Genomic DNA, 26,462 nt, shown 5'->3' with positions numbered 1-26,462 from the left:
AGAAGCCACTGCGTTTTAAAACTATTTTTAGTAAATTTTATATGTTTTGTCAAGGTTGCAGGTTACAAATTGCCTGCAAAGCACAATTTTTTCATATAGTTCTCTCGTAAACTATCAGTATGAAGAGCCAGTGGCTCAGTCTGAACGGGGGCGTTGCTTGTTTCAACTATTTGGAGGGTTGAAAATTGTTGTTTCAGTTGGTTAAAAACTGCTTTTTCGTAAAGTAAATACCAGGATTTATAGGTTTTACTATATTTTAAAGTGCCGCACTCCCGCAATACTGCTTTTGCAGTTGCATTGGGGTAGGTTTTTATGCCTATCTTTTTACCCTCGTTTTTGTATTGAAGCGGAAAAATGGTAAGCAGCATCCTATAAATGTGGGGTAATTTATTATTGGTTCAAATGTACCATATCTGTTTTAATAAACAAACTTATTCTGCTTTTTTTTGTGTATTCTTTTACTTTGATTATTGCATTTTTATATCCCCGATTTGGGTTTATTTTTGAGTAATTGTGCAACAGTTACCTTTGTTTTAAGACATTTCAGTAAAAAGTATTTTCTATTTGACCAACAAAAAGCGGTAAGTTCAGGAGGATTAAAACAAACAAAACAGATTTAATTGACTTTTGAAGGAATAAAATTGACATTCCAGGCATTTTTGAAACAGGTTTTGATCCGTTTCCTGTTTCAATGATCATTATTGAAATAAGAATTGGACTGTTTCTTATTTCATTGGTGGGTTTTGAAATTAGAAACAGGCTGTTTCTTGTTTTGTGGATGATTTTTAAAATAAGAAATGAACCGTTTCTTGTTTCACTTCTTAAAAAGGAAGTTGGAAATGAACCGTTTCTTGTTTCATTTTCTTTTTGGGAAACAAGAAATCAGCCAATTCTTATTCCTTTATTCACTATTAAATTGATTTTGACGGCTACTGTTTCTTAATTTCTTTCTTTTTTCAGTTTCTCCGGGATAAAATTGTTTATATAACTCGAAGAAAAGATAATCGAAGCTATCCGGATTGAGATATAAACCCGTTCAATTGTACTAAACGTTTTGAATAAATAATCCTCCATCATTTTTATACAAAGACAAGCGGGTTTTATGGTTGCTTTGATAGCCGGTTTGATATTTTTGGTTTGTTGATTTCAATTCAACCCCGATAAATCAGCCGTCTAATTTTGTATAAAAATGCAAAATATGGTCTGCCTTCGTGTCATAAGTATGGATGAATTAATGGTTTGATTTCCAATGATTTATCTGTTGCATTTTCCAAAATTTTAGCAACTTTTTGATGCATATCCCGATTCAATATTCACAAATTTGTGGGGTGAATTCTATTAAAAGTTTAAAAACCAAAAGGCTTGTTAGGGTCAATCACAAGAAACAGGTACAAAAAGCAGAAATAACCCGACCCTTATACTTTTGTGAGTAAATTGGGATAGGAGAAACTACAAATCCGAGAAAGCGTGAGTTTCTTAATAATATCTTTAGCTGCGGATTGCCCTCAAAATATCCTGTTTCAGGGCTTCTGCTTCTTCCGGTAAAAAACTGACCTCTACCGAAAGGCAGTAAACAGGCAGGTTGAGTTGTCGCAGTTCTTGTTGAAACGGCAACAGGCGCATGGAATCTTTTTCGGTGGTAATGATGATTTTATTGGGTTCGGTTATTTGGTGGAATTTTTGATTGATCAGTTTCAGATCCTTCGGAGTAAACACATGGTGGTCTTTAAAAACCATAGTTTTAACCTGATTAGCGTTTGAGCGCAAAAAATCGGTCAGGTAACCTGGGTTGGCAATTCCACAGACAAGCAATACCACAAATTCAGGGAGGGTTGATAAGTCTATTTTTTGCGCCTCATCTGTCAATGAGTGCAGATAATTGCCATATTGGAGATATGAAAAATAAAGGCTTTGGTGCTTTTTCGGATTGATTTCTTTGCGAATGTCGGATTTTTCTTTTGGAGATAGACTTTCGGGACATTTCGATACGATGATGATATCAGCCCGCCGGTATCCCGAAAAACATTCGCGGAGTCTGCCCGAAGGAAGTGGCAAATCTCGGGTAAACAAATTTTGGTAATCGGTCAATAATACCGATAGTTTGGGCTTAACTCTCCTGTGCTGAAACGCATCGTCTAATAAAACGACCTCTATTTGGGGTTTTTGCTGCAATAACGCATGGAGGGCGGAAGTCCTGTTTTCGCCGACAGCTACTGTAATTTCGGGGAACTTCATTTTTATCTGCAAGGGTTCGTCGCCTATCAAATCAGCATCTGAATGGCGGTCTGCGGTTAAAAAACCGGTAGTTTTGCGTTTATATCCCCTGCTTAGGGTAGCAAGTCGGAACTGCGGGTGCAGCAATTTGATTAAATATTCAATATGGGGTGTTTTACCGGTTCCGCCCACACTCAAATTGCCTATCGAGATAAGAGGTACCGGAAAAGATTGGGAAGTCAGCCATCCGGAATCATAAAAAAAGTTGCGCAAACCGGTCAGACCGGCATAAATTGCCGTTATGGGCAACAAAATAAATTTTAAGAGGCGTTTAGCTTTTAGTTTCACCCAATTACTGATTTAATTGCGGGGCGATCCGGCTGTAAGTGCGTCCGTCTATCGTAATTTGATTGTCTTTACGGTCAATACTGACTTCGAGATGTTGCGGATGCTGATAGGTGAACGATTCCGATTTTATGTCGTAAAACTCAATCAGCAAAAGGTTTTCCAACTCCTTGACTACTTTGTATTTACCTTTTATTGGCAGAGGCGGTTGGGCGTGAATTTCAAAATCAGTTTCCGAAAAAAGGTAATTGATATGCCAGGGTTCGCGATTGCTGCCAACCCCTTTGTACTGCCAGTTTCCTTTTAAAAATTGTTGGTGCAATAAAAACTGTTTTTCTTTGCCGGGTCCCATCAGATAATAAGCCAAAACGACAATCGTAAACAACACATACATAGAGATTAAAGTATAAAAAGCAGCATCACTCATGCACCGATGAATTTAGAGAGGTAAAAATCACACAAATATATCCATAACTTCAAACCTGACCTTGTTTGTTTGAAATACCTTGTAAGAGTTGGTGATTGAAAAACAAACTATTGCCTGAAAAGTTAATTTGCGTTAAACTTCAGGGGGTGTGGAATAAACCGGTGTTGAATTTCGTCAAAGAAACTGAAAGAAAATTCCTAAATCTAAAACTAAAAGAAAATTCTATGAAGTATTTAAAGTTAATGAGTTGGAAAAGGTTGCTTTTGTTCGCCCTGATTTTTGCAAGTGGGGCAGTATTTGCACAACCGCCCCAAGGAAAATTAAACCCTGAACAACGCGCCCAAAAAATGACAGAGAAAATGACCGAAAGCCTCAAACTAAACGAAAAACAGGCAAATGCGGTCAGCGAAATCAACAATCGCTTTGCAAAACAAGTATCGGAAATTTGGCAAAACAAAGAACTCACTCAACCCGATAAAAAGGCTAAAATGCAGGCTTTGAAAGCTCAAAAAGAAAAAGAATTGCAATCGGCACTTACCAAAGAACAGTTTGACCGGTTCAATCAAATCAAAGCCGAAAACCATAACCGGATGAAAGGTAAGATGAAGGAACATGGCAACAAAAAGATGGCCAATCCTGAAGAACGGGCAAAACATCAGACAGAAAGGTTGCAAAACCACTTGAATCTAAGCCCTCAACAGGCTGAAAAAGCCAATCAGATTAACCTGAAATATGCCAAAGAAGCAGAAGTTCTGCATCAGGAAAGGGAGGCTGCCAGAACAGAAATGCAAAACAAACATCGAACAATGAGGGAAACGCACCGGCAGGAAATCAGAAATATTTTGACAGAAGAACAGAAAAATCTGTACGACCAAAAGAAACAAGAAATGAAAGAGAAACACAAAAACGGCAAACAACCCCGTATGTGGTAGAATTTAAAATGGGTAGAACCGGTTAAAAACTCCGGTTTTTTATCTGAGGATAAACCGGTTTAAAACAAAAACGCTGCAACTCTTGAAATAAAGTGTTGCAGCGTTTTTTTTGGGTAGCCCGTAGGGGAATCGAACCCCTGTTGCAAGAATGAAAATCTTGTGTCCTAACCCCTAGACGAACGGGCCAAGGTTGCTTTTTTTCAAAAGCGGTGCAAAGATATGACCTGTTTTTGTTTTTACAAGCAAATGTTTAAATTTTTGTGAAAATTAAAATAGAATCTTTTCGATTGCGGTCTTTATAACTAAATTTGCACAGATTTTGTTCCTAAAATAATTAAAATTTAAAAATTATGTCCAATTTCAAAATTGCAATAAACGGCTTCGGGCGAATTGGTCGTTTGGTGTTGCGTACCTTTTTGCAGCGTCAAATTCCGGGTGTATCTATCGTTGCTGTCAACGATTTGACCGACAATCCAACCTTAGCGCATTTGTTCAAATATGATACTGCTCATGGTATATTTAATGGTACGGTCAGTGCAGATGACGAATTTATCCATGTAAATGGAATTGCCATTGATGCTTTGGCAGAAAGAGACCCGACTAAACTTCCATGGAAAGACATGGGCGTTGATTTAGTACTTGAATGTACGGGTATTTTCACCGCTAAAGAAAAAGCGACATGGCATCTTGATGCCGGAGCTAAAAAAGTGTTGCTATCTGCACCCAGTAAAGATGATGTAAAAACCATTGTGTTGGGCATTAACGAGCATGATTTAAGCCCCGATGATTTGATTATTTCAAACGCATCCTGTACCACCAATTGCCTTGCACCGATGGTCAAAGTGTTGGACGATAATTTTGGAGTTGTCGAAGGTTTGTTTACCACAGTTCATGCCTATACAGCAGACCAAAACCTTCAGGACGGACCCCATAAAGATCTTCGCCGTGCCCGTGCTGCAGCGTTAAATATAGTTCCGACTTCTACCGGTGCTGCCGATGCCATTGTGAAAGCAATTCCTAAATTGAACGGAAAATTAACGGGAGTTGCCACCCGTGTTCCGGTCATTACCGGTTCGCTGACCGATTTTAATTGTATTCTCGAAAAACAACCTAAGAAAGAAGAGATCAATGAGGCCTTTAGAATTGCCGCTGAAACCAATTTAAAAGGTATTTTGGAATATAGCACAGCTCCTTTGGTTTCGAGCGATATTGTCAGCAACCCGTACTCTTGCATTTTCGATTCCAAACTGACTTACCGGATTGGAAACATGACCAAAATAGTCGGATGGTATGACAATGAAACCGGTTATGCAAACAGGCTTTTAGAACTTGCCATTAAGATGGCGGCACTTAAAAACTAAAAACCTATTTTTTCTTGACCTGTATTTGGTTTAAAAACCGGTTTTTTGCCGGCTATTAAGAACTGTACAATATATATGGTATCAACAACGGTGAAGGTAAAATACCATTGAGGAGTTTTGCTTTCACCGTTTTTTGCGTTCTTGTGATGTTGTTTGATGAACAATTACTGCCTTAACCCCTCGTTTATCCACCAAAACAGCCTATTTAATATCGTATGAAAACAATAGCCGATTATCAGTTCTCCGGTACAAAAACCCTAATGAGGGTAGATTTCAATGTGCCGCTCGATGATGAACTACAAGTAACCGACAATACCCGGATTAAAGGTGCTTTGCCAAGCATCAGAAAAATCTTGTCAGATGGCGGCAGTGTTGTCTTAATGTCGCATTTGGGAAGACCTAAAAACGGGCCGGAACATAAATTTTCCCTGAGTCATGTTGTTTCCGAACTGTCCGGACTTTTGGGCAGTGAGGTCAAAGTTAAATTTGTGGATGATTGTATTGGCAGCAAAGTCAGAGAAGCGGTTGCTGATTTGCAATCCAACGAAGTCTTGTTGCTCGAAAACGTGCGTTTTTATCCCGAAGAGCAAAAAGGGGATGAAAATTTTGCCAAAGCATTGGCAGGATTGGGATGTTCGGTGTATGTAAATGATGCTTTTGGAACTGCTCATCGTCCCGATGCCTCCGTTTTTACCGTTGCACAATTTTTTACCCCCGACAAACGGATGTTTGGATTTTTGATGGCCAAAGAAGTGGCAACTGCCCAAAAAATCATCCATCAACCCGAGCACCCATTTACGGCAATTCTTGGCGGGGCCAAAGTATCGGATAAAATTTTACTCATTGACAATCTGCTGGACAAAGTGGACAACCTGTTGATTGGCGGGGGGATGGCCTATACTTTTCATCAGGCAAGGGGCGGAACGATTGGAAAATCGTTGGTTGAGCCCGACAAAATTGAATTGGCCACCCAGTTATTGAAAAAAGCAGCTTCCAATGGCGTGCAGTTGTTGCTGCCCGAAGATTCTTTAATAGCCGATGCTTTTTCTAACGAGGCGAAAACTCAAATATCTTCCAGCATGGTTATTCCCTCCGACTGGATGGGATTAGATATCGGACCCAAAGCCCGCGAACAGTTTGCAGCGGTTATCAGAAATTCAAAGACAATTTTCTGGAACGGGCCAATGGGCGTTTTTGAGATGGAAACGTTTAGCAATGGTACCCGAAGCATTGCCGAAGCCGTTGCTTATGCTACTCAGCACAACGGGGCATTTTCTTTGATTGGCGGCGGCGATTCAGTAGCAGCCATCAACCAAATGGAACTTCAGGACAAAGTCAGCTATGTTTCTACCGGAGGAGGGGCAATGCTGGAACTGTTGGAAGGGAAAGATTTGCCCGGAATATCGGCGATTGATTAGTATTTCAGATATTGGAATAAAATAGTCTGATTTTTTCCAGACCCGCTTCTGTTATATCCTGATGCCGGATTTCGATTGCTAATCACTTTGCGCTTTTAGGTTGTCGCCATAAACAGATGGGCGAACAAAGTTAAATTTAGTTATTTTTGTAGCTTTGCGACATAGTTTACGTTAAATAACGCATCTGTTATTGTAATTGAAGCGTATCGGCAAATCCGTTACCAATCTATGGTATAAAAAACAAGTATCGTCATGTTAAATATCAGCGACCAGGAAATATTAGAGAAGTTCAGAGTACCGGCCACTAAGGAAGCAGCATTTGGTCTGCTCATGAAAAAATATCAGGAGAAAATCTATTGGATTATCAGACGGATTGTGTTAGACCACGATGATGCAAATGATGTTTGCCAGAATGTATTTGTTAAAGTTTGGAAAAGTTTGGATGCCTTTAAAGAAAACTCACAACTTTATACCTGGCTGTACCGGATTGCGACCAATGAATCAATTACCTTTTTAAATCAAAAAAAGAAACGGGCTTCCATTCAAATCAGTACAGAAGATTACGACCTGACCAAACAATTAGAAGCAGACCCGTTTTTTGAAGGGGATAAACTTCAGATAGAACTTCAAAATGCCATTGCCTCACTGCCCGAGAAGCAACGCGCCGTATTTTTATTGCGCTACTACGATGAAATGAAATACGACGACATGTCTGAAGTGCTCGATACTTCAGTTGGCGCACTCAAAGCTTCTTATCATCACGCGGTTAAGAAAATTGAAAAATATCTTACAAGGCTTTAAACCGTTTCCCGTTCTGCCTATCTAAAGGGGGTTAATTCGGAAAAATTGAGCAATGAACTTCACAAATGCCATATCATCAGAACTGCTAACCTTAGCGCCATTCCTCTCAACCATAGAAAAAGGAAACCCGTTTCGCGTGCCTTATGCCTACTTTAATCAGTTTGCACAAAACACCTTAGACGTTATCCTTGAAAATGAAGAGTTGAGCAAAGAAGCCGCTACCGCGTTAGCACTGAAAAATGGCAAAGCCATGACCATCCCTCAAAACTATTTTGAAACATTGTGGCATGAGGTAATGGCTAAAACTTATGAAGATGATGGAGTAGAACAATTGCCCGAAACAGCATCAGAAATATTCTCAACTCCTGCCGGCTTTTTTGAATCTATGCAGGCCAATGTTTTTGCCGCCATCAAAGATGCCGAGGAAGATGAAGAGTGTAGAAACGAACTGAATTTCCTATCCGGAATTGAAGAAACAGGATTAACCGTTCCGCCAAACTATTTCAGACAATTGCAGTCTGCGGTTATGGAGCGCATTTTAAATCTTGAAGACGAAGAAGAAAATACCGATACTTCCATTATAGATCAGGCAGCTTTACAAAATCCGTTTGCCTTACCCGCAGAATATTTTGAAAATGCCTCCGAAGTTGTTTTATACGCTGTTTCCGAAAAGGAGTATGAATCTGAAATAGTCAACGAAATCGCCGGTAAGCAGGATTTTGAAGTGCCTCATGGTTATTTTGAACAACTGCAAAACAGCGTATTTCAGTCCATAAAATCGGATGAAACCGCAGCAGAACCCGAAAAAGGAAAAACGGTTTCCATGCCTGCCGGGCAAAGACAAACCTCATCCTTTGTCAAATATGCCATGCGCATTGCTGCCATGTTAACCATCTTGTTTGTTGGATGGCAATTGTTAGACCGTCAGGAAACCGGTAATAATGAATTGGCAATGTTAGGCCCAAGCCCTCAGTTGCTAATGAAAATGGAACTGATGATGAAAGAATCGGGATTGACCAGTCAGGACTTGAAATCGTATATCAGCAATAATGCCGAAGAATTTGAAAACATAGAACTGGAAGAACTGGGAATTGATGCCTCCAGTTTGGCTATGAAAAACCAAAATGCAAAAGACATTCTGTTAACCAACGAAGCAATGGATTTGCTCGATATATCAGCCGATGAAATTGAAGACTTTTTAAACGAATAACTCAAATCACTTGATACATTTATGAAAACCTTACTCAGACATAATGCCACGGTTTTGTTCTTTATGGTTTTGTCCATTTGGTGCTTGTCATTACAAGCAAGGGCTCAGGATAACTCTGAAAATCAGGAAAAAATCAAGTCTATGCAGGCTATGTTTTTTAACGAACAGTTGAACCTGACTCCCGAAGAAGCCAAAAATTTCTGGCCTTTGTACTATCAATACAGGGAAGAGATTAAAAGCATCAACCAGAAATTGCGCAACTTAGAATCAGAGAATTTATCTCCCGAACAAAAACTGGCTAAGAAAAACCAGTTAGAAGAGCAAAAACTCGCTATTTCTAAAAAATATCAGGATCAGTTTAAAAAAGTGCTTCCGGTGGCAAAAGTGGCACAAATAGATAAAGTAGAGCGCGATTTTAAGATGTGGTTATTGGAACAATTTAAACAAAGACCTTAATTCGCCGTTATTGATCCCTTTTTACTATAAGCGTTCATAGTTTCGTATATAGCACAGTTTAGAGTGGTGAACACCCCGGTTGTCCTTTTGGGCATCCGGGGTTTTTTATTCGCCAATCTATTGTGTATTATAAAAGGCTTCTTGAGTTGATAGACTTTTTGAAATCGCCAACCTATTCGAAAGTAAGGTTAGTCCTTCGATTTTATCAGAACTACTCCGGATGCTATCATCCAACCCAAACCAACCGGTAAAATAGTAAAGCTCAAAAAGTAAGCGTCAGGAACTAATATGCCATAAATTGCCAATAAGCCCATCAGTCCGGCAAAAAACCCCCAAACCCGAAGCCATGCAGGTATCCAGATGTTATGTCCTGATATTGAAAGGAATAAAGGCGCAAAGCCAATAATTGATAAAGTTGCAATATCGTCTAATCTTGCGCCTATCCAACCAATATTTGTGGCAAATAAAAGGCTGTTTTGAATATTGTCCGATGAAATAGTAATCGCCAGAGACACCATCAAAACAAAGGAAACAATAGCAACAGGAACAGCAGCATTGACAACAACCCTTGCAAGGGTTGCAGGGATGATGTTTTCCCGGCTTAGTTTTGACATCAGTTGAATGGCAACACCCATCAACAACACACCGAGTACCCAAAAACAGGTATTCAGCACCAGGAAAGTCTTGGCTTCGGGAAGTTTGGTTAAATAGTTTTTCATGTCATTGGTTGCCAGTGTTGCCCATAAATCGGTTCCTGTAGATCCCCACAAAACTGCACCAATGATCATGGATAAAGTTCCGGCAATCGCAAACATGCCGGCAGAAGATTTGAAGTTGTTTTTCATTTGTTCCATAGTGTTTTTTTAGGAACAAAGGTAAAGCGCAGATTTTTGCCTGAATTGTACCCATGTAACATGGGTTATAGGATGCCCTTTAAATTAACAGGGAAATTGTCCAATCAGATTTGATTTTTGTTGAAGATACTGACCCGGTGTCATTTCAGCATATTGCCTGAATATTCTGATAAAATGGGAGGAATCATAAAACCCATGATCAAAGGCCAAATGAGTTAAAGATTCGTGCTGAGTGTGAATGGCGTTGACCGAACTGATAAATTGTTGAAGAGAAATGCTGTAAGACGGTGAAAGTCCGAACCAATCTTTGAACAAACGGTAAGTGTGCATTCTCGAATATCCGGTAAAATCTTCCAGTTTAACCGGAGTGCCGATTTTTCGGTAATCAGCCACCTGTTTCAACAATTTCGATATTTTCAACGCTAAATACAACTCCGGGTTTTCGCAAATCAAAGCATACAAATACTGTTCAAGCCATTTTGCCCGTAACTGAAAATCGGAAAATGACCGGATAGCATCCTCTACATACGCTTTATTGTGAAAGATTTCTTCTCCTTTTAATGCCCAGTCTTTTAGCTCGAAACAGGGTATTTTAAATAATGATTTAGCTGCAACCGGTTCCAATCGAACGCCCATCACATGAAACTGTGAATAAGTCATACAAAGCGGTTGTGTATGCAAACCTGAAAGAAAGCAAAAGTTTTCGGTAGGGTTAAAACTTTGGCCTACCTTTTTCCCGCTCAGGTCTTCCATTTTTTCGCCAAGATTGAAAATCAACTCAATATACCCGCTGGGAAGAATTTTCCAACGCTGTGAACTATTGCTTTTTTGCTCCCAAATCATAGAAGCAATTCCTTTGAGTTGTAGCGGGATATAAATGTTTGCCTCCACCAGATTGATTTGATTTTTGTTTAAAGCTAAATATATTTTAGCATTCTCACAAATTTTCAAAGAAGATTTCTAACCAATGCTATTGGAAGGTAAAAAAGGCATATCCTGTTTTATGCCTCACAATGAGCGACAAACATAGTGGAGATGTAGTCAGTTATCAGTTCAGCTTTCTGCCCATCAGAAAAAAAACAGGGTTAAATACTCTCCCCGATAAACAACAAAGTTTTGGTTTCGGGAATTTCAATATGAATCTCCCTCATTTTATACTCACGGTCAAATGGCGCTTTGACTCTTAACCCCTGAACCTTGTCTTTGATGTTGTTCCAAAGTTCGTCAACATGGTCAACTTCGAGGTAAAATTCCATTTGTCCAATATCCTCTCCGGCAGGTAACAAATGAATGGACAGGTTATCCTTCAGATAGATTGCATAACCGGTGGTGTCCATAAAAGTCGAAAATCCCAAAACATTTTTAAAAAACTCGCCGGTTGTTTTAAGGTTATATGATGGAATCATCGGGCTTAAATACAATGCTTTGTACATGCGATGTATGGTTAAAGGTAAGTTACGAAAAAAAGCAACAGCGTTTGGGCTTTAAAGATTATTGGTGGAAGGCAGAGTTTTCGGGGAATCTTCTATTTTAAGAGTTGCGATAAACAAAACCACGACCACCGCACCCGCTAATTTCCAGAACTCTGAAATACCGGATGTTGTATTCAAAGTGTTTAAAAAATTTACCAAAATAAAAAAGCCGGTCATTGAAAAAATCAGTTTCAGAACCTGTTTGACGCTAAATCGGATTTGTTTCATAAACATAGATTGGGTTTGTTAAGTAAATTTTTTTCAGCACAGTTAAATCAAGCTGTAATATATGTTGAAAAGCTTCCAAAGTAAATTACAATATGACTTCTTTTAACCAAAAAAAAGTGTGCAATTCGTAAAAAGTTCAGGCTATCTGTTAAAAATCAGAAACACAATTTGGAATATCAGGAAAGCAAAAATTCCGATAAAACCGCTTTTTAACCAGGATAACTTGTGTACTGTTTTTACGGCAATTGGAAACAGAACAAGGAATGCGATAAAGTAAATGGAATAGGCTATCCAAAGCAGGGTTCTGAAAATTGTCGGTGAATTCATATCAATTTCATGCTGTCGCGCATCAATTACTCCAACCGCACTTAAAAAACTCATAGGAAGGTCGTGTAACAATCCTCCCCACATAGCGATACTGATGCTCAATGCAATGGCAGACAATGTTTGTTCATATTCGCCAACTCCATTAAAAAACCGGGCAAAGACTTGAATAAACGAAGAGGTAACGAACCAACATAATATCATGCTTGGAGCTAACATAAACCGGTTAACAGCATAATAACTTTCTTTAGAAATATTGAGCCATGGTGTAAATACTGAGGGCGCTCCGTTGCCAATGGTCAGAAAAATATACATCAAAGTATAGGCAATAATTGGAATGGAAATATAACCAAATCCAAGCTGAAAGTAATTTTCTTTAGCCAACAACTTATTAAACGATTGCTGGGGTTGAATAATGGTTAATAGATAATCTGACCAAAATGTGCCCATTGTTTTTAGTTCAAAAAGGTGAAACAAGTAGATGGTAACAGAGTTGTGAAGTTTTATTCACTAAAGCTAAAAGGATGCTGTTGTAATCCCTCTGCAAGTTAGTTTAAACAGATTTAGTTCTGTTCCTTTGAGTCGCTATTTAAAAAAGATGATTTAGTTAATCGCTTTGTCCATGAATAATTTCGTTGGGCAATCCAACCTGATTTTTAAGATGTAAATAATTACCTTTGCAAAGCACCCCTGATTTTCAAACAGGAACTAAGTAGAAGCTAAATACGTTATATACTACAAATCAAATCAAAAACATAAATTACAATCATGCGAACATCAAATCCTGTTTTATCTGATAAGGCTTTCCAAAAAGTAGCCAGAACTACTGTTTCACAAAGTGACGGGCAGTTAATGACTGTAAACGGAACCGTTAACAAAAGCCTGATGCTATTGGCCTTGCTGGTATTAACGGCCGCTTTTTCGTGGTCAATGCCATTACCCCAGTTTATCTTGGGCGGAGCAGTTGGCGGGCTTATTGTGGCTTTAATTACCATATTCAAAAAAGAATGGTCGCCTTACACCGCACCTGTCTATGCTATTTTAGAAGGGTTATGTCTTGGCGCTATTTCTGCTCTGTTTGAAGCCGAATTTGCAGGCATTGTCTTTCAGGCTATTTTGTTAACTATTGGTGTATTTGCTACGATGCTGTTTATTTACAAATCAGGATGGATCGAAGTAACCCAAAATTTTAGAATGGGCATTGCAGCAGCAACCGGAGGCATTGCCTTGATTTATATTGCTACGCTGATTTTGGGCTTTTTTGGCATTGATATTCCATACATTCACGAATCCGGATTGATCGGAATCGGATTTAGTATGTTTGTAGTTGTCATTGCTGCGCTAAACTTAGTGTTGGATTTTGACTTTATTGAACAAGGTGCTTCACACAATCTTCCGAAATATATGGAATGGTTTGCTGCGTTTGGGTTGATGGTAACTTTGGTTTGGTTGTATCTCGAAATTTTAAGGCTACTCGCAAAATTGAATAAGCGATAGGATTTTTTAGTGGCAAGTGATGAATGATAAGTTGTGAATGGTGAATGGTCATAGGTGAATTGCTATTGCCTATTGCATTTTGCCTCTTGTTTAATGAAAAAACCCCCTGCATTTCAACTTGCAGGGGGTTTTTGTTTTGAATTTTCTGATTAAGATAAAACCGATTACTCAACAATTAGCTTTCCATGTCCGATGACATTCCCTTCATTAGAACTTAAAGTGTAAAAATAAACACCTTTGCTAAAGCGGCTGATATCTAATTGTACCTTTCCGTTCAGGTTATTCCAGATGCCTGCATTTTGGCCTAACAAATTAGTTAAGGTCAAAGTACAATTATTGAAATTATTGGTAAGGTCAAAGTTAACAGTACCGGTTGTTGGGTTAGGGTAAATTATGATGGAGTTTGCCGCAACTTCGTCAATATCTAAACAGAAATCAACGGTTACCTCTTTGGTTACCACGGCACTGATACCATCAATACCGAGTGCGGTTAGAGAAACCTCGTAAGTTCCGGGTTCGGGGAAAGTATAAATCGGGTCTTCCAATGTACTTACATCTCCTGTTCCAAAATCCCAATCATAAGCAAGAGCGTTGGCACTTGCATTAGAAAAGGCAACGGTCAGGCAGTTTACAGTAAAGTTGTATTCAGCTTGAAGTGGTCCGGGTTGTGCCAAATATTCGATACTTGCAGGAGTAGAAGTGCCTGAAATAGGGTTTAACAACATAGTAACTGAAGCAGCGGGATAACCTTGGTTTTTAGAAATAAACCGGTAGCTGTTGGTGGTTACTGTGGTATCCAAAAAGCTAAGGTCAAAGGGGATTTCTACTCCTAACAAATCGCCAAGAGTAGCAGGGTCAACCGGAATAAATATCCCCGGAAACGGAACTAATCCCAATTCTACACCAACCGTGTTACTTTCGTTATAACGCAATACTTCGAGGTTGTAATCAGGTAATTGTAAAGTTCCGAAAGCATCTACATTGATAACTTTATCAACATTAAAGCGCAGACCAAAATTAAATCCCATCAGGCTGATTTCCATAATATACCCTCCGTCATTTTCAATTACATCGCCAAAATCGGCCGGAGTTAAGTATAAATCGTTAGGTTGGGCATTAATGTCTGTTGGTCCCAAATCAACCAATCCGGGAATGGAAACATTCATGTTAAATCCGTCTATAAGGACTTTTCCCTGTGAGTTTTTGACATAATAGGCAGTAGCCTCCGGTAATCCTCCGCCACCAATGGGTAAAATATCACCCAAAGAAATTCCTAAAATGGAATTAATCGGACCGGTTCTTGCAATTGTTGATTGTGGGAAAGTACCTTCGCTGGGTAATCCGTCAGTGCTTGTAAACACAGCAGAACTATAATTTCCGGGTTCTAAAGAGGTAAAATCCCAAACCTGAGCAGTTGAAGACGCAGCACCCAAATCAATATCAGGAGTATTGGTTACTGCCACATATTTTTGAGTGCCGACTGCGGGCAAATCACTACCTGCTATGTTAACCTGTGCTTGTAAAGGTTCAATTGTAAAAGCAAATAAACATGCAAAAAGAAATAAGTACAAACTTTTCATGATTTAAATATTGTTTTTTCAAATTTAGTATAAAGGTACGATTTTAAGTTGTATCAATAAACAACAAATCTTTTTTTTACAATTCTGTGCAGGAATAGGCTTTAATCCCAACCGAAAAGCGTACTTAGTTCGAGAGATGGTTAAAACCCCGATGAATTGGTTAATTTTGCATCCTGAATTTTATAAAACCATTTATTTCTTAGTTTGCTTATGCTATCCCGAATTGATACTGCTTTAACTCAACTGCTTCCTATTCAATATCCCATTATTATGGCACCTATGTTTTTGGTGTCAAACATAAAGATGACCATTGCAGCAATTAAAAGCGGAATTACCGGAGCTATTCCCGCACTGAACTACAGAACAGATAAAGAGTTTAGAGCAGCTATGCAGGAAATCAGAAATCAGGTCAATGGACCGTTTGGCATTAATCTGATTACCAACAAATCGAACATCAAACTGGAAGAGCAACTTAAAGCCTGCCTCGATTTTCATGTGGATTTTATTATTACCTCCTTAGGCAGTCCTGAAAAGGTAATAAAAGCTTGCAAAAATGAAGGGATGCTGGTGTTTTGTGATGTGATTGATGCTTTTTACGCTAAAAAAGTAGAAGATATGGGTTGTGATGCATTGATTGCAGTGAATGCTGAGGCGGGAGGTCATGCCGGTAAAATTTCTTACAAAGAGTTAATTCCAATGTTGACAACTGTTTCTAAATTGCCTGTAATTTCAGCAGGAGGTGTAGGAACCGGTGCCGGTATTCTCGATAAACTCAGTTTAGGAGCCTGTGGGGTTTCAATGGGCAGCATTTTTATTGCCACCGATGAAGCAGGCGTTTCTCAGGAGTATAAGAATGCGATAGTTCAGTATGGAGCAAAGGATATTGTAACGACAACCAAACTATCGGGAACCCCTTGTACCATCATTAACACCCCTTATGTGCAAAACATCGGCACCAGTCAAAACTGGCTGGAAGCGTTGTTAAATAAGAACCGCACATTAAAAAAGTACGCTAAAATGCTGACTTTTTATAAGGGAATGAAATCACTCGAAAAAGCTGCTTTTAGTGCTACCTATCAAACACTTTGGTGTGCAGGCCCATCAATTGAATACGTACACCAAATTCGACCGGTTCATCAGATAGTTCAGACTTTGGTGGAGGAATACGAAAAGGCTTTACTAAGCCCTCAGACTATTTAAGAAAAGAGAAGGATAGCATCGCAGTAGGAGAGATTAACAAATCTAACCTTTAAATTAGTTGATGTAGAAATGTTCTTTGCTTTGTGCATAAACGGGGAGTATCCATCCTAAACGCAATCCAAAAAGCAAATCGGTTCGTCTTCCTGTTTCAGAGGTTTTGGTGTCAAAGTTAAAACTTCGTTGGTTTTTGGTAAAGGCTTGTACCATTTCAAATGCAACCCAAAAGTTTACCCTCCTGTTTTTGTTCAAATGAATATAACCGATATTTTGTTGAATGGCGGGTCCGTTAGTTAAACGGTCGTACCCTTTTTTGTAATCTCCTTGTAATTGGGGAACAGCCTGGCTTTTTTCATCTATATGGATCTTGTGTTGCATATATCCGACACCTCCTAAAACAAATAAACCCGAACCGGGATTTTTTGCTTTTCCAAACTCAAAAATCTTCCCCATCTTTACCGTTGCTAAATATCCCCTCAAGAAAAAGTTTACATCAGCCGGTAAACCGTCTGTACCTGTAATATATCCATCGGAGTTGATGAGGTTAATAGCTAAAGAATCTTCGGCAATCAAATTGCCAAACAGAAAATATCCATCTACGCCATACAGAAAATTTTTGGTTGTTTTGTGCAGTACATTGCCCCCCACTTTAGAACTCATGCCAAATCGTTTGGCCATATCGCCTGCAGGAAGAATCAATCCATAGTCAATTGTAACCAAGGTAGCAGGAACATTGACTGCCTTTGTACTGCTATTCGCGGGTTGACCGGTTTGTGCAGTCAGAAAATTTGGAGACAACAAACAGGTTATTAAACTAAGGAAGGTAAAGCAGGATTTCATATTTAAAAAGTTCGAGGTGTTTTGAAGCAAATTTAAAACAGATAGGGTCAATCTCAAATTGGTAAAAAGGGTAGCCCTTTAAAAATAAGAGACTAAGATAATGGCTTACTATTTCTTGCATTTGTCCAAACAAAAAGGCGTTGCAACTTGTTTTGCAACGCCTTTTTAATGATTAAATTTTTCAGGACAGAAATCCTGTTCGCAAATTCAATTAATTATAATTGATCACGGGTATTTGAGCCGGTTTTTTAGATTTAAAGGTATAGCCGATTGAGATACTGCCTTCCAATTTTGGATTTGCTCCTTCAACTTTAGAATATGCAGTTACAGTAGGAGTAATACCTGCCCGGAAAAACAAACCACCGTTAGAATTTTGATAGCGGTATCCAATTCTTGTAAAAGCATATAAAGAAGTGTATTCTTGCCCCGATTGATACTGAATGACTTTTGTACCGTTTTCAGTAATTTGGATGGTAGCAGGAGGAGTCTCGTCAAAACCAAAAGCTGCAACTACTCCCATGCCGGTTTCAAAATGATGTTTGTTTTTACCAAACCAAATATTGCCTTCAATAGGAATAATTGGATCAATATCTTTTTCGAAAACAGAAGATGACAATCCCATTCCAATACGGGTGCTAATCTTAAAGTTGTGTCCGGCCAACAAAACCTGATCTATATTAACAGAGTATAAAGTACCATTTCCGCCAACTTCGGCAAAAAATGTATTTTTTTGGATTTCAACAGTTTGAAATATTGTCTCTTCCTGATCGGGGGCAGTGGCAAGGTTTGAATTTTCCTGTGCCTGAATTGATAAGCCTGCCAAAACTAATACTAAAACTACAAAAGCTTTTTTCATGATGAAAAAATTATTTTATGTTGGTTAAATTAAAATTTGCTTTGTGTAGTAATAGGCTATAGGCAGTGTTTTTTTTGGAGTTAAAATTAAAATTTTTCTAACCTTGTTCAATTCGTGCCGCAAAGGTACGTTTTATTTTTAACAAACAAATAAATTTATTGGTTTTTTCTGTGTTTTTAAAAAAATCTACAGGCTTACATTTCTGATACGATATGCTTTTTTAATGTTTTTTCCTAAGAAACTAAAACCTGAATCATTAATTATAGCCTACCTTTGCAGGCTTAACATCATCACTATTATTCAATCCTGTTCAATTTTTTTATGAGTAATACAGATTCAGAGTATATCTATTCCGTGTTTAACAATCAAAGAGAAGCTTCTTACAGGATTGCCCTTACAACAGCAAAAGAAAGAGTTGAGAAACTGAAGCGAGTGGCCAACTATTTAAAAACACAGGTTGCCATATTTCAGGAAGCTATGTATCGTGATTTGCGAAGAGCACCAATAGATACCTTAGCTGAAATGTTGCTGATAAAATCGGAAGCAGATTTTGCAATTCAACATCTTTCTTCCTGGATGAAACCTCAAAAGGTCAAAACGGGATTGATGAGTAAAGGAACCAAACCGTATATTATATACGAGCCAAAGGGAGTTACGCTGATTATTGGTCCTTGGAATGCGCCGCTTGCCTGCAATTTAGTTCCTATGATAGGCAGCATTGCTGCCGGCAATACGGTAATCATCAAACCCTCAGAATTCAGTCCGAATACGACTGCTGTTTTAAAAAAGATGATCACTGATTTGTTCCCTCAGAATGAAGTGGCCTTTTTAGAGGGTGATGTTGAAACCGCAAAGGAATTATTGAAACTACCCTTTGACCATATCTATTTTACCGGAAGTCCTCAGGTAGGAAAATTGGTCATGCAGGCTGCTTCGGTTAATCTTACCCCTGTTACTTTGGAATTGGGTGGTAAGTCTCCGGTAATTGTTGACCAAACAGCCGATTTAGATGGAGCTGCGTTAAAAATTACCTGGGGGAAATGTGCCAATAGTGGGCAGGCTTGTGTTGCTCCTGATTATGTATTGGTAGAGCAAACAATATTTGATGTTTTTGTGGAGAAGGCAAAACAAGCCATTGAAACCATGTACAATCCGGAAGGTAAAGGGATTGAACACTCAGAAGCGATTTGCCGCATCATCAATCAACGACATTTTATGCGGGTAGTTTCATTGCTGAATGATGCTTTGGAAAAAGGGGCTTCCGTCGCTGCAGGAGGAGTATATAATGAAGAGGATCTCTATTTTTCACCCACAATATTAACCGGAGTTACTCACGAGATGCGGGTAATGCAAGAAGAAATATTTGCCCCGATTATGCCTGTAAGTGTTTACACTTCGAAAGAAGATGCTGTAACCAAAATCAGAGAATTGCCTAAACCTTTAGCGTTGTATATTTACAGCAGCAACAGGGCAAACATTGATTATTTTTTAAAACATACATCGGCAGGCAGTACCGTTATAAACCACAATATGATTCAGGCAGGGGTAAATCCTTATTTGCCCTTTGGTGGAATTCAAAACAGTGGAATGGGGCGTAGTGTGGGTAAGGCAACGTTTACAAGTTTTTCAAATCAACGTTCTGTAGTTGAAAATCCAACGGGATGGCTCGACTTTTCAACCATAAGCCTGCCTCCTTATTCAGGCTTATACCGGAAGATGATTAGCTATCTGTTCAATCGTTGATTAAATTTCAACATAAAGCAAACATAAGTTTAAACTATGATAGTTCGACTATGAGTACTAAATCGGTTTTTATTACGGGAGCAGCCACCGGTATCGGTTTGGTTACGGCTAAGAAACTTGATTCAATGGGCTGGGAAGTGTTTGCCGGTGTCTTGCCAAACCAAGATACGGAAACATTGACACAAAACGCATCGGGTCGGTTGAAGGTAGTTAATATAGACATTACCAATGATGGACTAGTCGCCGAAGCTGTTGAATTTGTTCGGCATACTGTAGGAGACAAGGGACTTTACGCTTTGATTAACAATGCAGGGGTAGCCAATATTGCAACCGGGGTATTAGAGGGAGTGTCTTTGGATGAAGTCAAAAGGTTGTTCGAAATCAATGTTTTTGGTACTTTAAGGGTAACTCAGGCTTTTTTGCCATTGTTGCATCAATACGGGAAAGCCCGGATTATCAACCTGTCTTCAGGAGCTGTCAGAGTACCTGTGCCCGGAGCCGGAATTTATATGATGACTAAAAGCGCTATTGAGGCATTTACCAAAACACTTCGAATGGAACTTTTGCCTTTGGGTATTACTGCTACTGCCATTGAACCCGGAGCAGTCAGAACACCGATGACTGACAATGCGGAAGAAAACCTGAAAAATGACTGGGCTAAAATGTCAGACTATATCCGTCAACGCTATGAAGCAGTTATGAAGCCGGCAAGTAAAAACTTAGTGAAACAAATCAAATCTGCCAATGAGCCGGAACTGATAGCCAATGGCATCATTTATGTCCTTACGGTTGCAAAACCAAAGCCCCGATATATGGTAGGAAAGGAGGTGCGATTATTGCCGGCAGTTCAAACATTGTTGACAGAATCGGCATTTGAAAATATCTTACTCAAACAGTTTGGTTTAAAGCGAAAGGTATAGTGAAACGAAAAGCAGGGCTTATTCCCTTTTTGGCAATTTGCAATGGGCATTTTGCAATAGGCAATTTGCAATTAGCAATTTGCAATAGGCAATAGGCAATTTGCAATGGGCAATGGTCAATTTTGCAATAGGCAATTTGCAATGGGCAATGGTCAATTTTGCAATGGGCAATTTGCACTCATAACTCATAACTACTTTCACTGTCCCATTTTCTTCAAAACCACAACTTCCTGATAGGCATTGTTGAGCTTTTCAATCATCGCGTTCCAGTCGGTAAATCTTTTTTGTTTGAGCATGAGGTGGTTGATGTAAACGCGTAGGTTCAAGGCTACGCTTCCGGCATCTTGGGTGTAGTTTGCCGTAAACCCAAACTCCTCGTCTTTAAATTCCATGGCAGTAGGGAGGTAGAAAACTTCGTATCCGTCAGGAATGTTTAGGCGGTAGGTAAAGTCTTCGATGTATTGATACTCTACTTCTTTATCTAATTTGCGCTCTTTGAGGTCTATGGCCGATTGTTGGTATTTCCGGTTGAGGTTCAGATTGACATAGATTTTATCTCCGCTGATGGTTACATAGTCGGGAATTGAAAAATCGTATTGAATGGCAATTTCCGGATTATTGTTGTCATTAAATCCGGTCGAGGTGATGTTTTTACTTTCAAATTTATTGCTGCCTTTTCTCAGGAAATCGTTAAAAAAACGCGCAGATCTTCCTGCTGCATCTGCTTTCAGCTTTTCATATTGGGTAAAAACTTTTTTATACCCATTAAACTTCAAAATACCCGTTCCATTTAAGTTTCGACCTGAAAGTGTGAGGGTAAGGTTTTCAGTTTCCGTGCTGTTTTCCATTAACGATGTCGGAACCACAACAATTTCGTAATGTTCTTTATCAATTCCTATCAATGCTTCTTTGCCTTGAATCATAGAAGTTGGTAAACCGAATGGCTGATATTCACCGGTAGCATCTAAAAAAACATACTCATTATTAACTTTTACTGAAGCAATCATGTGATTATCGGCTATAGGTGTCGGCACTTCATTATAAGTATAGGGTTTGTCTCGTGTACCAATCCATGTGTAATAAGCAGGAACACCGGCCAACTTAAGCATTTGAAACAAAATGCTTGACATGTCTTTACAATCGCCGTATTTTTTTGCATATATATCGTTGGCATCTCGCGGAATAAACCCACCTAATCCATCTTCAAAGGCAATGTATTTGATATTGCTTTGCACCCACTGAAAAATACGTTTTGTTTTTTCATAATCGCTGCCTGCATCTTTTGTCAGAGATTTTACCAATAGTTTCAGCTCTTCACCGGCTTCAGGGTTGATGTTTTCAACCAAAGAATAGTACCAGTTATACAGTCCTGAAACATCTTCCAGGATTTTTACCTCATTTTTTCCCTCATTTACTTTATTGATGTAAATAACTAAATGAGGTTCGTAATAACTACTGCTTGGAGCGTTTTCTTCGGGTTTTAGTCGGCTGATATTTTCTGCAGTCCATGTATAAGTAATCAGATTATTTTCTTCTTTTTTTTCAAAACTAACCATATCTGTGTTTTCTCCCATTAGCTTATAAGCTATTTCAATTTTTTTCGGAAAACTGACGCTAAAAACAGACGATATAACCGGAGCTGAATAGTTTCCAAAATAAAAAGCATCTAAAAGCCGGGGTTCTTTGCTAATCTGCGTATAAGTCAGAAGGGTGGTTGCCCCTTCCTGCAAAGCAGGGAAGCTGAATTTCTTTTCCTTAAAATCGGAATAGAATATACTACCCATCATCACATCTTTGGTTTCCACCTTTTCCACTTTAAACTCCTGCATTTCGTTTTTCTTTCCTTTTTTTACAGGTACAAGCGTTTTTGCCTCAAGGTTGGTAATTTCATCAAACCCACTGAGGAAAATTGATTTTTGAGCATATAGCTGCTGGTCGCTCAGGTAAAGGGTCTTTTCGTTGATTTTGCTCCAAATGTCCCATTCCCCATCACGGTAGTTGATGTTTAAATGTTCTTGTTTTTCAAGCAAAACCTGTTTGCTGTCCGGAAATTTCAGACGGGTGGCTTCCAGAAATGTAAGGTTGTTTTGTGCTTCTGAAATCAGAAAAGCGAATAGCGGAGACATGAAAAGCAAACATAGTCTAAACATGTGGCATGAATTTTAGGGCTTAAATCGGATATTTAACAAAAGCTAAAGATGGAAACGTTTGTAAACAAACGTGATTTTATACAAGATTGTTGTAAAGATTGGTTTTATTACTTGTATATGTAAAATACCATTCCTTATCAAAATAAGGAATTATGGCAATGCAAGAAGCTAATGCTATTAAGGCTAAAATTGGTTACCTGTTGAAAATACTGATTTTTTGTTCGCTCCTTTTAATATTGGAAGTCTGTTCGATAAGTTGTAAGATATAATTACCGGAAACCAGGTTAGCAATATCTATAAGAACAGACGGGGAATTGGGGGCAATTGACATGCGTCTCAACAACTTACCCTCTAAGTTGTAAAGTTCGAGCAAATGTGAGGTTTCCAATGTTTCGGTAAAAACAATCGTAATCTTACCTGAGCCCGGATTTGGGAAAGCACTAAAAATGCTGTTGGGTTTGGAATGTATTGGAAAATCTGATATGCCTACGGCAATGCAATCTGGTTGATGGGTGGTTAAAGTATCTGTACGGGTGGGGTCAATAAACCCAAGCGCATATTCTCCGAATTGCAGATTATTGATTCTAATAGAGCCGCGCCGGTCTGTATTGCTCGCTCCTGCAAGTAATGTTGCCGAAGTAAGTATTTGCCAGTCAACTGCCGATGAAGGCCGGTACAATAACCGAAGGTTGGTTTCAGACCCACTAATCAGATTATGGTCTAAATAACCGCCGTTTGTGCTGCTTGTTCCATTATAGGTAAATTCAGCAGATCCATTGAGCAGCCCTCCTGTATTATAGCCTTCTATAGTCCAGTATCGGTTGGGGTGCAAAATGAGGTTTGTTATCGGGGTTTGAAGCCTGTCGGGCATGACCATATTATTGGTGGCACGAATAAATGTTTGTCCTGCTTGCGCTGCTATATCCAGGGTAACTCCCGCTTCCACAAAATTAACAATACCCGGGGTGTCAATTATCTCATACCGGTCAACAGTTGCATCTGAAAGGCGTTCCTCCAAATCAGCAACAGCAAGTACCGGATAAAAGGGGAGTGAAAACTGCTGTGTACTACAATCACCATTGACCTGCATCGTTACGGTTTGTTGATTGAGCGCATAGTCAAAAAAAGTGATTTCTAAAGGAACTTGTGTGAAGAACTCAGGAGCAGCGTATAAGCGTTGGCGCACAAAAACATTAGTCAGGTAATTAACACCGGTACCATCCACCTGCACTTGCAGGGAGTCTATCGAAAAATGAGGAAAACCGGGCGAAAAAATCCAGTTTTGAAAAAACGGAACAAGGTCTATGCCTGAGCAGGAACTTAAAAAATCACGCAATTCGTTGCTGTTGACATGGGTAAAAGCATGGGTATTGAGGAACTCTTTTGAACAATGAAAAAACAAAGAGTCGCCCATATAAGCTCTTAGCGTATGTACCATATCTCCGCCTTTGCTGTAAACGTGTGAACCATAAGTGGCATCAAAAGGAACACCGGAAACAGGAAGGTATGCTCCGTCGCGTATATTGGCATAAAGCAACACATCGTTGTGAGTAGTTCGGATATCAGTCTTGTATTGTTCTTTGCCATAAATATATTCTGAAAACAGACTTTCATTATAGCTTGCCCACCCTTCGTTGATCCACATATCTGAGGCGGTTTCGCAAGTTACCAGATTTCCCCACCAGTTGTGGGCAAATTCGTGTGCCATCAGAGATTCCCATTGAAGATTTCCATTTACGGCAAATAGGGGATAGGCAATATTGGTGGCATGTTCCATTGCACCTCCGTTAAAAGGAACAACGACATAACCGGCACGGTCAAACCGGTAAGGTCCCCATGCATCTTCAAAGGCTGAAATACAATCGGGCAGATGTATAAATGAGTTTTTCAGGTTGGTCGTATCGCTTGCCCTCGCACCGAGTTGTACCAATATATCGCCGTTGCTACCCGGATGGTTAAAGGAAAGGGTTTGATAATCGCTGACAGCAACCGAAGCGAGGTAAGTTGGGATAGTTTGAGAAAGCTCCCAATGCCAGGTTTTAGTACCTCCGGGGTTGTCTGTAACATTTTCCAGCAAACCTCCGCAAAATGCTTTATGGTTGCCCGCAGTCGTAATATGGCAGGAAAAGGTGGCACGCTCAACAAAATTGTCAAAACAAGGGAACCAAACTCTGCCAAAATTGGGTGGATCTACCCCTATTCCTACACCTAAGTTATAGGCATAGGTTGCTGTGAAATAAAACCCGCCAAAAGAAGCAGTTATGGGGTTGCCATTGTAAAAAACACTGAGTTGAAGGGTATCAAGGGGTGAAACAGGTTCAGGCAGAAAGACGCGCAAAAGGGGGGAAGTATAGTCAAAAGCAATATCTGCATCATCAAGCATAACATTGCTGACATTCATGTTTTGAAGATCCAACAAAACTTGAGTCAGGTCTGAAATTTTAGGAGTAAGGGTAATATTGGCATGTCCATTGATGGCTTGGGCAGCAAAATTAGTTACGGTAAGGTGAATATCGTAATGCAATATGTCTAAAGTATCGCTTCGGCTGTTGGCAGCCTGCATCTTAGCGGTTTCTCCATGCTTAAAGCAAGGAGTATTAGATCTGTGGGAACAAAAATTTGCAGAGGTTGAAAAATTTTGTGCCGTCAGGAATTGGATAGTGTTTATCAGTAAAAAAGCTAATAACAATCGCATAACGTTGTTAAGTGGTTGGTTTAGGAAGGTAAAGTTAAGGATAAAACCGATACCTTGTGAATGGTCAATTGTCAATTTATAATGCAGTCTTTCTTCTTATTCCACCGGCAGTAATTGAGATAGCAAAAAATATCTCGTAGGGATAAAATATTGGTAGCAAAACATCAAAGGAAAACGTTCTATACCTACGGCATTGATGCACGTTGGTTTGGGGGGCTACCTATATATAATGCCTACGGCATTGGGGATCTTCAACAATTTCTTATTGCCGTTATAAATGAGCAAATCCAAACCCTCAAACCCTTATTGCCTTAGTAACAGACCAATTCCAAAGCATCGAGACCTTATTGTCTTATGCTTTTTTTGATAAGGTAATAAGGTTTTTTAGGGAGTGTAATTAATTGGTTACTAAGGGAATAATGTTTTTCCCTCTCGGGCTGCAAATTTCAAACTACCGTATCTAACAGCCTAAAGGGAATAGGAACAGGGAATCCTATTCGCAAGAATACTCCAATTAAAGAAGCTGACAAGTTCTTTAAAGGTATTAATCCGGTATTTTATGATTATAGAAATAAAGCTGTTAATTCCGGCATATACCTTTGTTCCTTTTAAAGTGCTAATACAAAGCGGGCTACCGATGTTTGATGCCTGTCGGCAGTGAAACAAGTATCTTGATACGGCATTTTGTCAAGGAAGCCCTCGCTTTTAGGGAAGGCTTCCATTTTCCCCCGAACCCCAAAAAATCATCGAACTATTGTAGTAATAAATACATGAAAAAATGCAAAAACTCTGAAAACATGATTTACTTTGTAGGGAATATTACCCTAATAAAAAGGTAATAGGAATTTTTGAGCAGCTTCTATCGCACAACAGCACATTTTCAAAAGAATGTATTTCGTTTTCCGAAAAAACATTTGTGCTGATTAGCCCGCCCATCACAAA

The 26,462-nt window shown here is 39.1% G+C and carries 22 protein-coding genes, 1 tRNA gene and 1 pseudogene; 10 read left to right on the top strand and 14 right to left on the bottom strand.

What is annotated here, in order from left to right; all coding sequences use genetic code 11:
• Nucleotides 1-62: 62 nt before the first annotated feature.
• The 3 genes from IPM47_20780 to IPM47_20770 form a co-directional block, all read right to left on the bottom strand.
• Nucleotides 63-368 (bottom strand): hypothetical protein, encoded by a 306-nt coding sequence (locus IPM47_20780; protein QQS29234.1) that lies wholly within the window; start codon nucleotides 366-368, stop codon nucleotides 63-65.
• A gap of 1,120 nt (nucleotides 369-1,488) precedes the next feature.
• Nucleotides 1,489-2,562 (bottom strand): tetraacyldisaccharide 4'-kinase, encoded by a 1,074-nt coding sequence (gene lpxK, locus IPM47_20775; protein QQS29233.1) that lies wholly within the window; start codon nucleotides 2,560-2,562, stop codon nucleotides 1,489-1,491.
• Nucleotides 2,563-2,566: 4 nt separating this feature from the next.
• Nucleotides 2,567-2,986: a hypothetical protein gene (locus IPM47_20770; GenBank protein QQS29232.1), complete on the bottom strand. Its 420-nt coding sequence runs from the start codon at nucleotides 2,984-2,986 to the stop codon at nucleotides 2,567-2,569.
• Nucleotides 2,987-3,210: 224 nt separating this feature from the next.
• Here IPM47_20770 and IPM47_20765 point away from each other — a divergent pair, with 224 nt between their 5' ends.
• A complete protein-coding gene (locus tag IPM47_20765; GenBank protein QQS29231.1) occupies nucleotides 3,211-3,918 on the top strand; it encodes a hypothetical protein in 708 nt (235 codons plus the stop codon).
• A gap of 114 nt (nucleotides 3,919-4,032) precedes the next feature.
• Here IPM47_20765 and IPM47_20760 read toward each other — a convergent pair.
• Nucleotides 4,033-4,104, bottom strand: a tRNA-Glu gene (locus tag IPM47_20760).
• Nucleotides 4,105-4,268: 164 nt separating this feature from the next.
• On the opposite strand from IPM47_20760, the gene gap reads away from it, so the two are divergent.
• The 5 genes from gap (at nucleotide 4,269) to IPM47_20735 (ending at nucleotide 9,164) form a co-directional block, all read left to right on the top strand.
• Nucleotides 4,269-5,279, top strand: coding sequence for a type I glyceraldehyde-3-phosphate dehydrogenase (gene gap, locus IPM47_20755; GenBank protein ID QQS29230.1), 1,011 nt, complete (start codon nucleotides 4,269-4,271; stop codon nucleotides 5,277-5,279).
• Nucleotides 5,280-5,494: 215 nt separating this feature from the next.
• Nucleotides 5,495-6,697, top strand: coding sequence for a phosphoglycerate kinase (locus IPM47_20750; GenBank protein ID QQS29229.1), 1,203 nt, complete (start codon nucleotides 5,495-5,497; stop codon nucleotides 6,695-6,697).
• A gap of 252 nt (nucleotides 6,698-6,949) precedes the next feature.
• Complete coding sequence (locus IPM47_20745) at nucleotides 6,950-7,498, top strand: sigma-70 family RNA polymerase sigma factor (protein ID QQS29228.1); 549 nt, start codon at nucleotides 6,950-6,952, stop codon at nucleotides 7,496-7,498.
• Between the two features lie 52 nt (nucleotides 7,499-7,550).
• Complete coding sequence (locus IPM47_20740) at nucleotides 7,551-8,708, top strand: hypothetical protein (GenBank protein QQS29227.1); 1,158 nt, start codon at nucleotides 7,551-7,553, stop codon at nucleotides 8,706-8,708.
• Between the two features lie 21 nt (nucleotides 8,709-8,729).
• Nucleotides 8,730-9,164, top strand: coding sequence for a hypothetical protein (locus IPM47_20735; GenBank protein ID QQS29226.1), 435 nt, complete (start codon nucleotides 8,730-8,732; stop codon nucleotides 9,162-9,164).
• Nucleotides 9,165-9,352: 188 nt separating this feature from the next.
• Here the strand turns inward: IPM47_20735 and IPM47_20730 are convergent, their stop codons facing one another.
• The 5 genes from IPM47_20730 to IPM47_20710 all read right to left on the bottom strand — a co-directional run bounded on the left by IPM47_20730 (nucleotide 9,353) and on the right by IPM47_20710 (nucleotide 12,492).
• Nucleotides 9,353-10,009 carry a hypothetical protein gene (locus IPM47_20730; protein ID QQS29225.1) on the bottom strand — a complete coding sequence of 219 codons (657 nt, stop codon included), beginning with the start codon at nucleotides 10,007-10,009 and terminating at the stop codon, nucleotides 9,353-9,355.
• Nucleotides 10,010-10,102: 93 nt separating this feature from the next.
• On the bottom strand, nucleotides 10,103-10,909 hold the full coding sequence (locus tag IPM47_20725) for an AraC family transcriptional regulator (GenBank protein ID QQS29224.1): 807 nt from the start codon (nucleotides 10,907-10,909) through the stop codon (nucleotides 10,103-10,105).
• Between the two features lie 194 nt (nucleotides 10,910-11,103).
• Nucleotides 11,104-11,451: a hypothetical protein gene (locus IPM47_20720; protein ID QQS29223.1), complete on the bottom strand. Its 348-nt coding sequence runs from the start codon at nucleotides 11,449-11,451 to the stop codon at nucleotides 11,104-11,106.
• 51 nt (nucleotides 11,452-11,502) lie between these two features.
• Nucleotides 11,503-11,718 carry a hypothetical protein gene (locus IPM47_20715; protein QQS29222.1) on the bottom strand — a complete coding sequence of 72 codons (216 nt, stop codon included), beginning with the start codon at nucleotides 11,716-11,718 and terminating at the stop codon, nucleotides 11,503-11,505.
• Between the two features lie 141 nt (nucleotides 11,719-11,859).
• Entirely contained in the window at nucleotides 11,860-12,492 is a 633-nt protein-coding gene (locus IPM47_20710) for a YIP1 family protein (protein ID QQS29221.1), read from the bottom strand.
• Nucleotides 12,493-12,810: 318 nt separating this feature from the next.
• Between IPM47_20710 and IPM47_20705 the strand changes: the two genes are divergently transcribed.
• Nucleotides 12,811-13,539 carry a Bax inhibitor-1/YccA family protein gene (locus tag IPM47_20705; protein QQS29220.1) on the top strand — a complete coding sequence of 243 codons (729 nt, stop codon included), beginning with the start codon at nucleotides 12,811-12,813 and terminating at the stop codon, nucleotides 13,537-13,539.
• Nucleotides 13,540-13,703: 164 nt separating this feature from the next.
• Here IPM47_20705 and IPM47_20700 read toward each other — a convergent pair whose 3' ends face one another.
• Entirely contained in the window at nucleotides 13,704-15,119 is a 1,416-nt protein-coding gene (locus tag IPM47_20700; GenBank protein ID QQS29219.1) for a T9SS type A sorting domain-containing protein, read from the bottom strand.
• A 210-nt stretch (nucleotides 15,120-15,329) separates the two neighbouring features.
• Between IPM47_20700 and IPM47_20695 the strand changes: the two genes are divergently transcribed.
• On the top strand, nucleotides 15,330-16,319 hold the full coding sequence (locus tag IPM47_20695; GenBank protein QQS31545.1) for a nitronate monooxygenase: 990 nt from the start codon (nucleotides 15,330-15,332) through the stop codon (nucleotides 16,317-16,319).
• A 541-nt stretch (nucleotides 16,320-16,860) separates the two neighbouring features.
• Here the strand turns inward: IPM47_20695 and IPM47_20690 are convergent.
• Together IPM47_20690 and IPM47_20685 are read right to left on the bottom strand one after the other, a co-directional pair.
• Nucleotides 16,861-16,959: pseudogene (locus tag IPM47_20690) on the bottom strand (benzylsuccinate synthase beta subunit family protein).
• Between the two features lie 408 nt (nucleotides 16,960-17,367).
• Nucleotides 17,368-18,012 carry a hypothetical protein gene (locus IPM47_20685; protein ID QQS29218.1) on the bottom strand — a complete coding sequence of 215 codons (645 nt, stop codon included), beginning with the start codon at nucleotides 18,010-18,012 and terminating at the stop codon, nucleotides 17,368-17,370.
• Between the two features lie 321 nt (nucleotides 18,013-18,333).
• Here IPM47_20685 and IPM47_20680 point away from each other — a divergent pair, with 321 nt between their 5' ends.
• Together IPM47_20680 and IPM47_20675 are read left to right on the top strand one after the other, a co-directional pair.
• Nucleotides 18,334-19,755 carry an aldehyde dehydrogenase family protein gene (locus IPM47_20680; protein ID QQS29217.1) on the top strand — a complete coding sequence of 474 codons (1,422 nt, stop codon included), beginning with the start codon at nucleotides 18,334-18,336 and terminating at the stop codon, nucleotides 19,753-19,755.
• 50 nt (nucleotides 19,756-19,805) lie between these two features.
• Nucleotides 19,806-20,675, top strand: a complete 870-nt coding sequence (locus tag IPM47_20675) for an SDR family NAD(P)-dependent oxidoreductase (GenBank protein QQS29216.1) — start codon at nucleotides 19,806-19,808, stop codon at nucleotides 20,673-20,675.
• Nucleotides 20,676-20,872: 197 nt separating this feature from the next.
• Here IPM47_20675 and IPM47_20670 read toward each other — a convergent pair whose 3' ends face one another.
• A complete protein-coding gene (locus IPM47_20670; GenBank protein QQS29215.1) occupies nucleotides 20,873-22,801 on the bottom strand; it encodes a DUF3857 domain-containing protein in 1,929 nt (642 codons plus the stop codon).
• Between the two features lie 217 nt (nucleotides 22,802-23,018).
• Nucleotides 23,019-25,520 (bottom strand): T9SS type A sorting domain-containing protein, encoded by a 2,502-nt coding sequence (locus IPM47_20665; GenBank protein ID QQS29214.1) that lies wholly within the window; start codon nucleotides 25,518-25,520, stop codon nucleotides 23,019-23,021.
• Nucleotides 25,521-26,462: the final 942 nt, after the last annotated feature.

The sequence above is a fragment of the Sphingobacteriales bacterium genome, from assembly GCA_016700115.1.
Taxonomy (GTDB): domain Bacteria; phylum Bacteroidota; class Bacteroidia; order Chitinophagales; family UBA2359; genus UBA2359.
The sequence above is the reverse complement of the archived record's forward strand: the minus strand, read 5'-3'. Positions and strand labels throughout refer to the sequence as shown.

What these genes read in the sequence shown, in the direction of transcription:
- IPM47_20780 (QQS29234.1), bottom strand. Translation starts at nt 368, where the DNA reads ATGCTGCTTACCATTTTTCCGCTTCAATACAAAAACGAGGGTAAAAAG.
- IPM47_20770 (QQS29232.1), bottom strand. Translation starts at nt 2,986, where the DNA reads ATGAGTGATGCTGCTTTTTATACTTTAATCTCTATGTATGTGTTGTTT.
- IPM47_20765 (QQS29231.1), top strand. Translation starts at nt 3,211, where the DNA reads ATGAAGTATTTAAAGTTAATGAGTTGGAAAAGGTTGCTTTTGTTCGCC.
- gap (QQS29230.1), top strand. Translation starts at nt 4,269, where the DNA reads ATGTCCAATTTCAAAATTGCAATAAACGGCTTCGGGCGAATTGGTCGT.
- IPM47_20750 (QQS29229.1), top strand. Translation starts at nt 5,495, where the DNA reads ATGAAAACAATAGCCGATTATCAGTTCTCCGGTACAAAAACCCTAATG.
- IPM47_20745 (QQS29228.1), top strand. Translation starts at nt 6,950, where the DNA reads ATGTTAAATATCAGCGACCAGGAAATATTAGAGAAGTTCAGAGTACCG.
- IPM47_20740 (QQS29227.1), top strand. Translation starts at nt 7,551, where the DNA reads ATGAACTTCACAAATGCCATATCATCAGAACTGCTAACCTTAGCGCCA.
- IPM47_20735 (QQS29226.1), top strand. Translation starts at nt 8,730, where the DNA reads ATGAAAACCTTACTCAGACATAATGCCACGGTTTTGTTCTTTATGGTT.
- IPM47_20730 (QQS29225.1), bottom strand. Translation starts at nt 10,009, where the DNA reads ATGAAAAACAACTTCAAATCTTCTGCCGGCATGTTTGCGATTGCCGGA.
- IPM47_20720 (QQS29223.1), bottom strand. Translation starts at nt 11,451, where the DNA reads ATGTACAAAGCATTGTATTTAAGCCCGATGATTCCATCATATAACCTT.
- IPM47_20715 (QQS29222.1), bottom strand. Translation starts at nt 11,718, where the DNA reads ATGAAACAAATCCGATTTAGCGTCAAACAGGTTCTGAAACTGATTTTT.
- IPM47_20710 (QQS29221.1), bottom strand. Translation starts at nt 12,492, where the DNA reads ATGGGCACATTTTGGTCAGATTATCTATTAACCATTATTCAACCCCAG.
- IPM47_20705 (QQS29220.1), top strand. Translation starts at nt 12,811, where the DNA reads ATGCGAACATCAAATCCTGTTTTATCTGATAAGGCTTTCCAAAAAGTA.
- IPM47_20700 (QQS29219.1), bottom strand. Translation starts at nt 15,119, where the DNA reads ATGAAAAGTTTGTACTTATTTCTTTTTGCATGTTTATTTGCTTTTACA.
- IPM47_20695 (QQS31545.1), top strand. Translation starts at nt 15,330, where the DNA reads ATGCTATCCCGAATTGATACTGCTTTAACTCAACTGCTTCCTATTCAA.
- IPM47_20685 (QQS29218.1), bottom strand. Translation starts at nt 18,012, where the DNA reads ATGAAAAAAGCTTTTGTAGTTTTAGTATTAGTTTTGGCAGGCTTATCA.
- IPM47_20680 (QQS29217.1), top strand. Translation starts at nt 18,334, where the DNA reads ATGAGTAATACAGATTCAGAGTATATCTATTCCGTGTTTAACAATCAA.
- IPM47_20675 (QQS29216.1), top strand. Translation starts at nt 19,806, where the DNA reads ATGAGTACTAAATCGGTTTTTATTACGGGAGCAGCCACCGGTATCGGT.
- IPM47_20670 (QQS29215.1), bottom strand. Translation starts at nt 22,801, where the DNA reads ATGTCTCCGCTATTCGCTTTTCTGATTTCAGAAGCACAAAACAACCTT.
- IPM47_20665 (QQS29214.1), bottom strand. Translation starts at nt 25,520, where the DNA reads ATGCGATTGTTATTAGCTTTTTTACTGATAAACACTATCCAATTCCTG.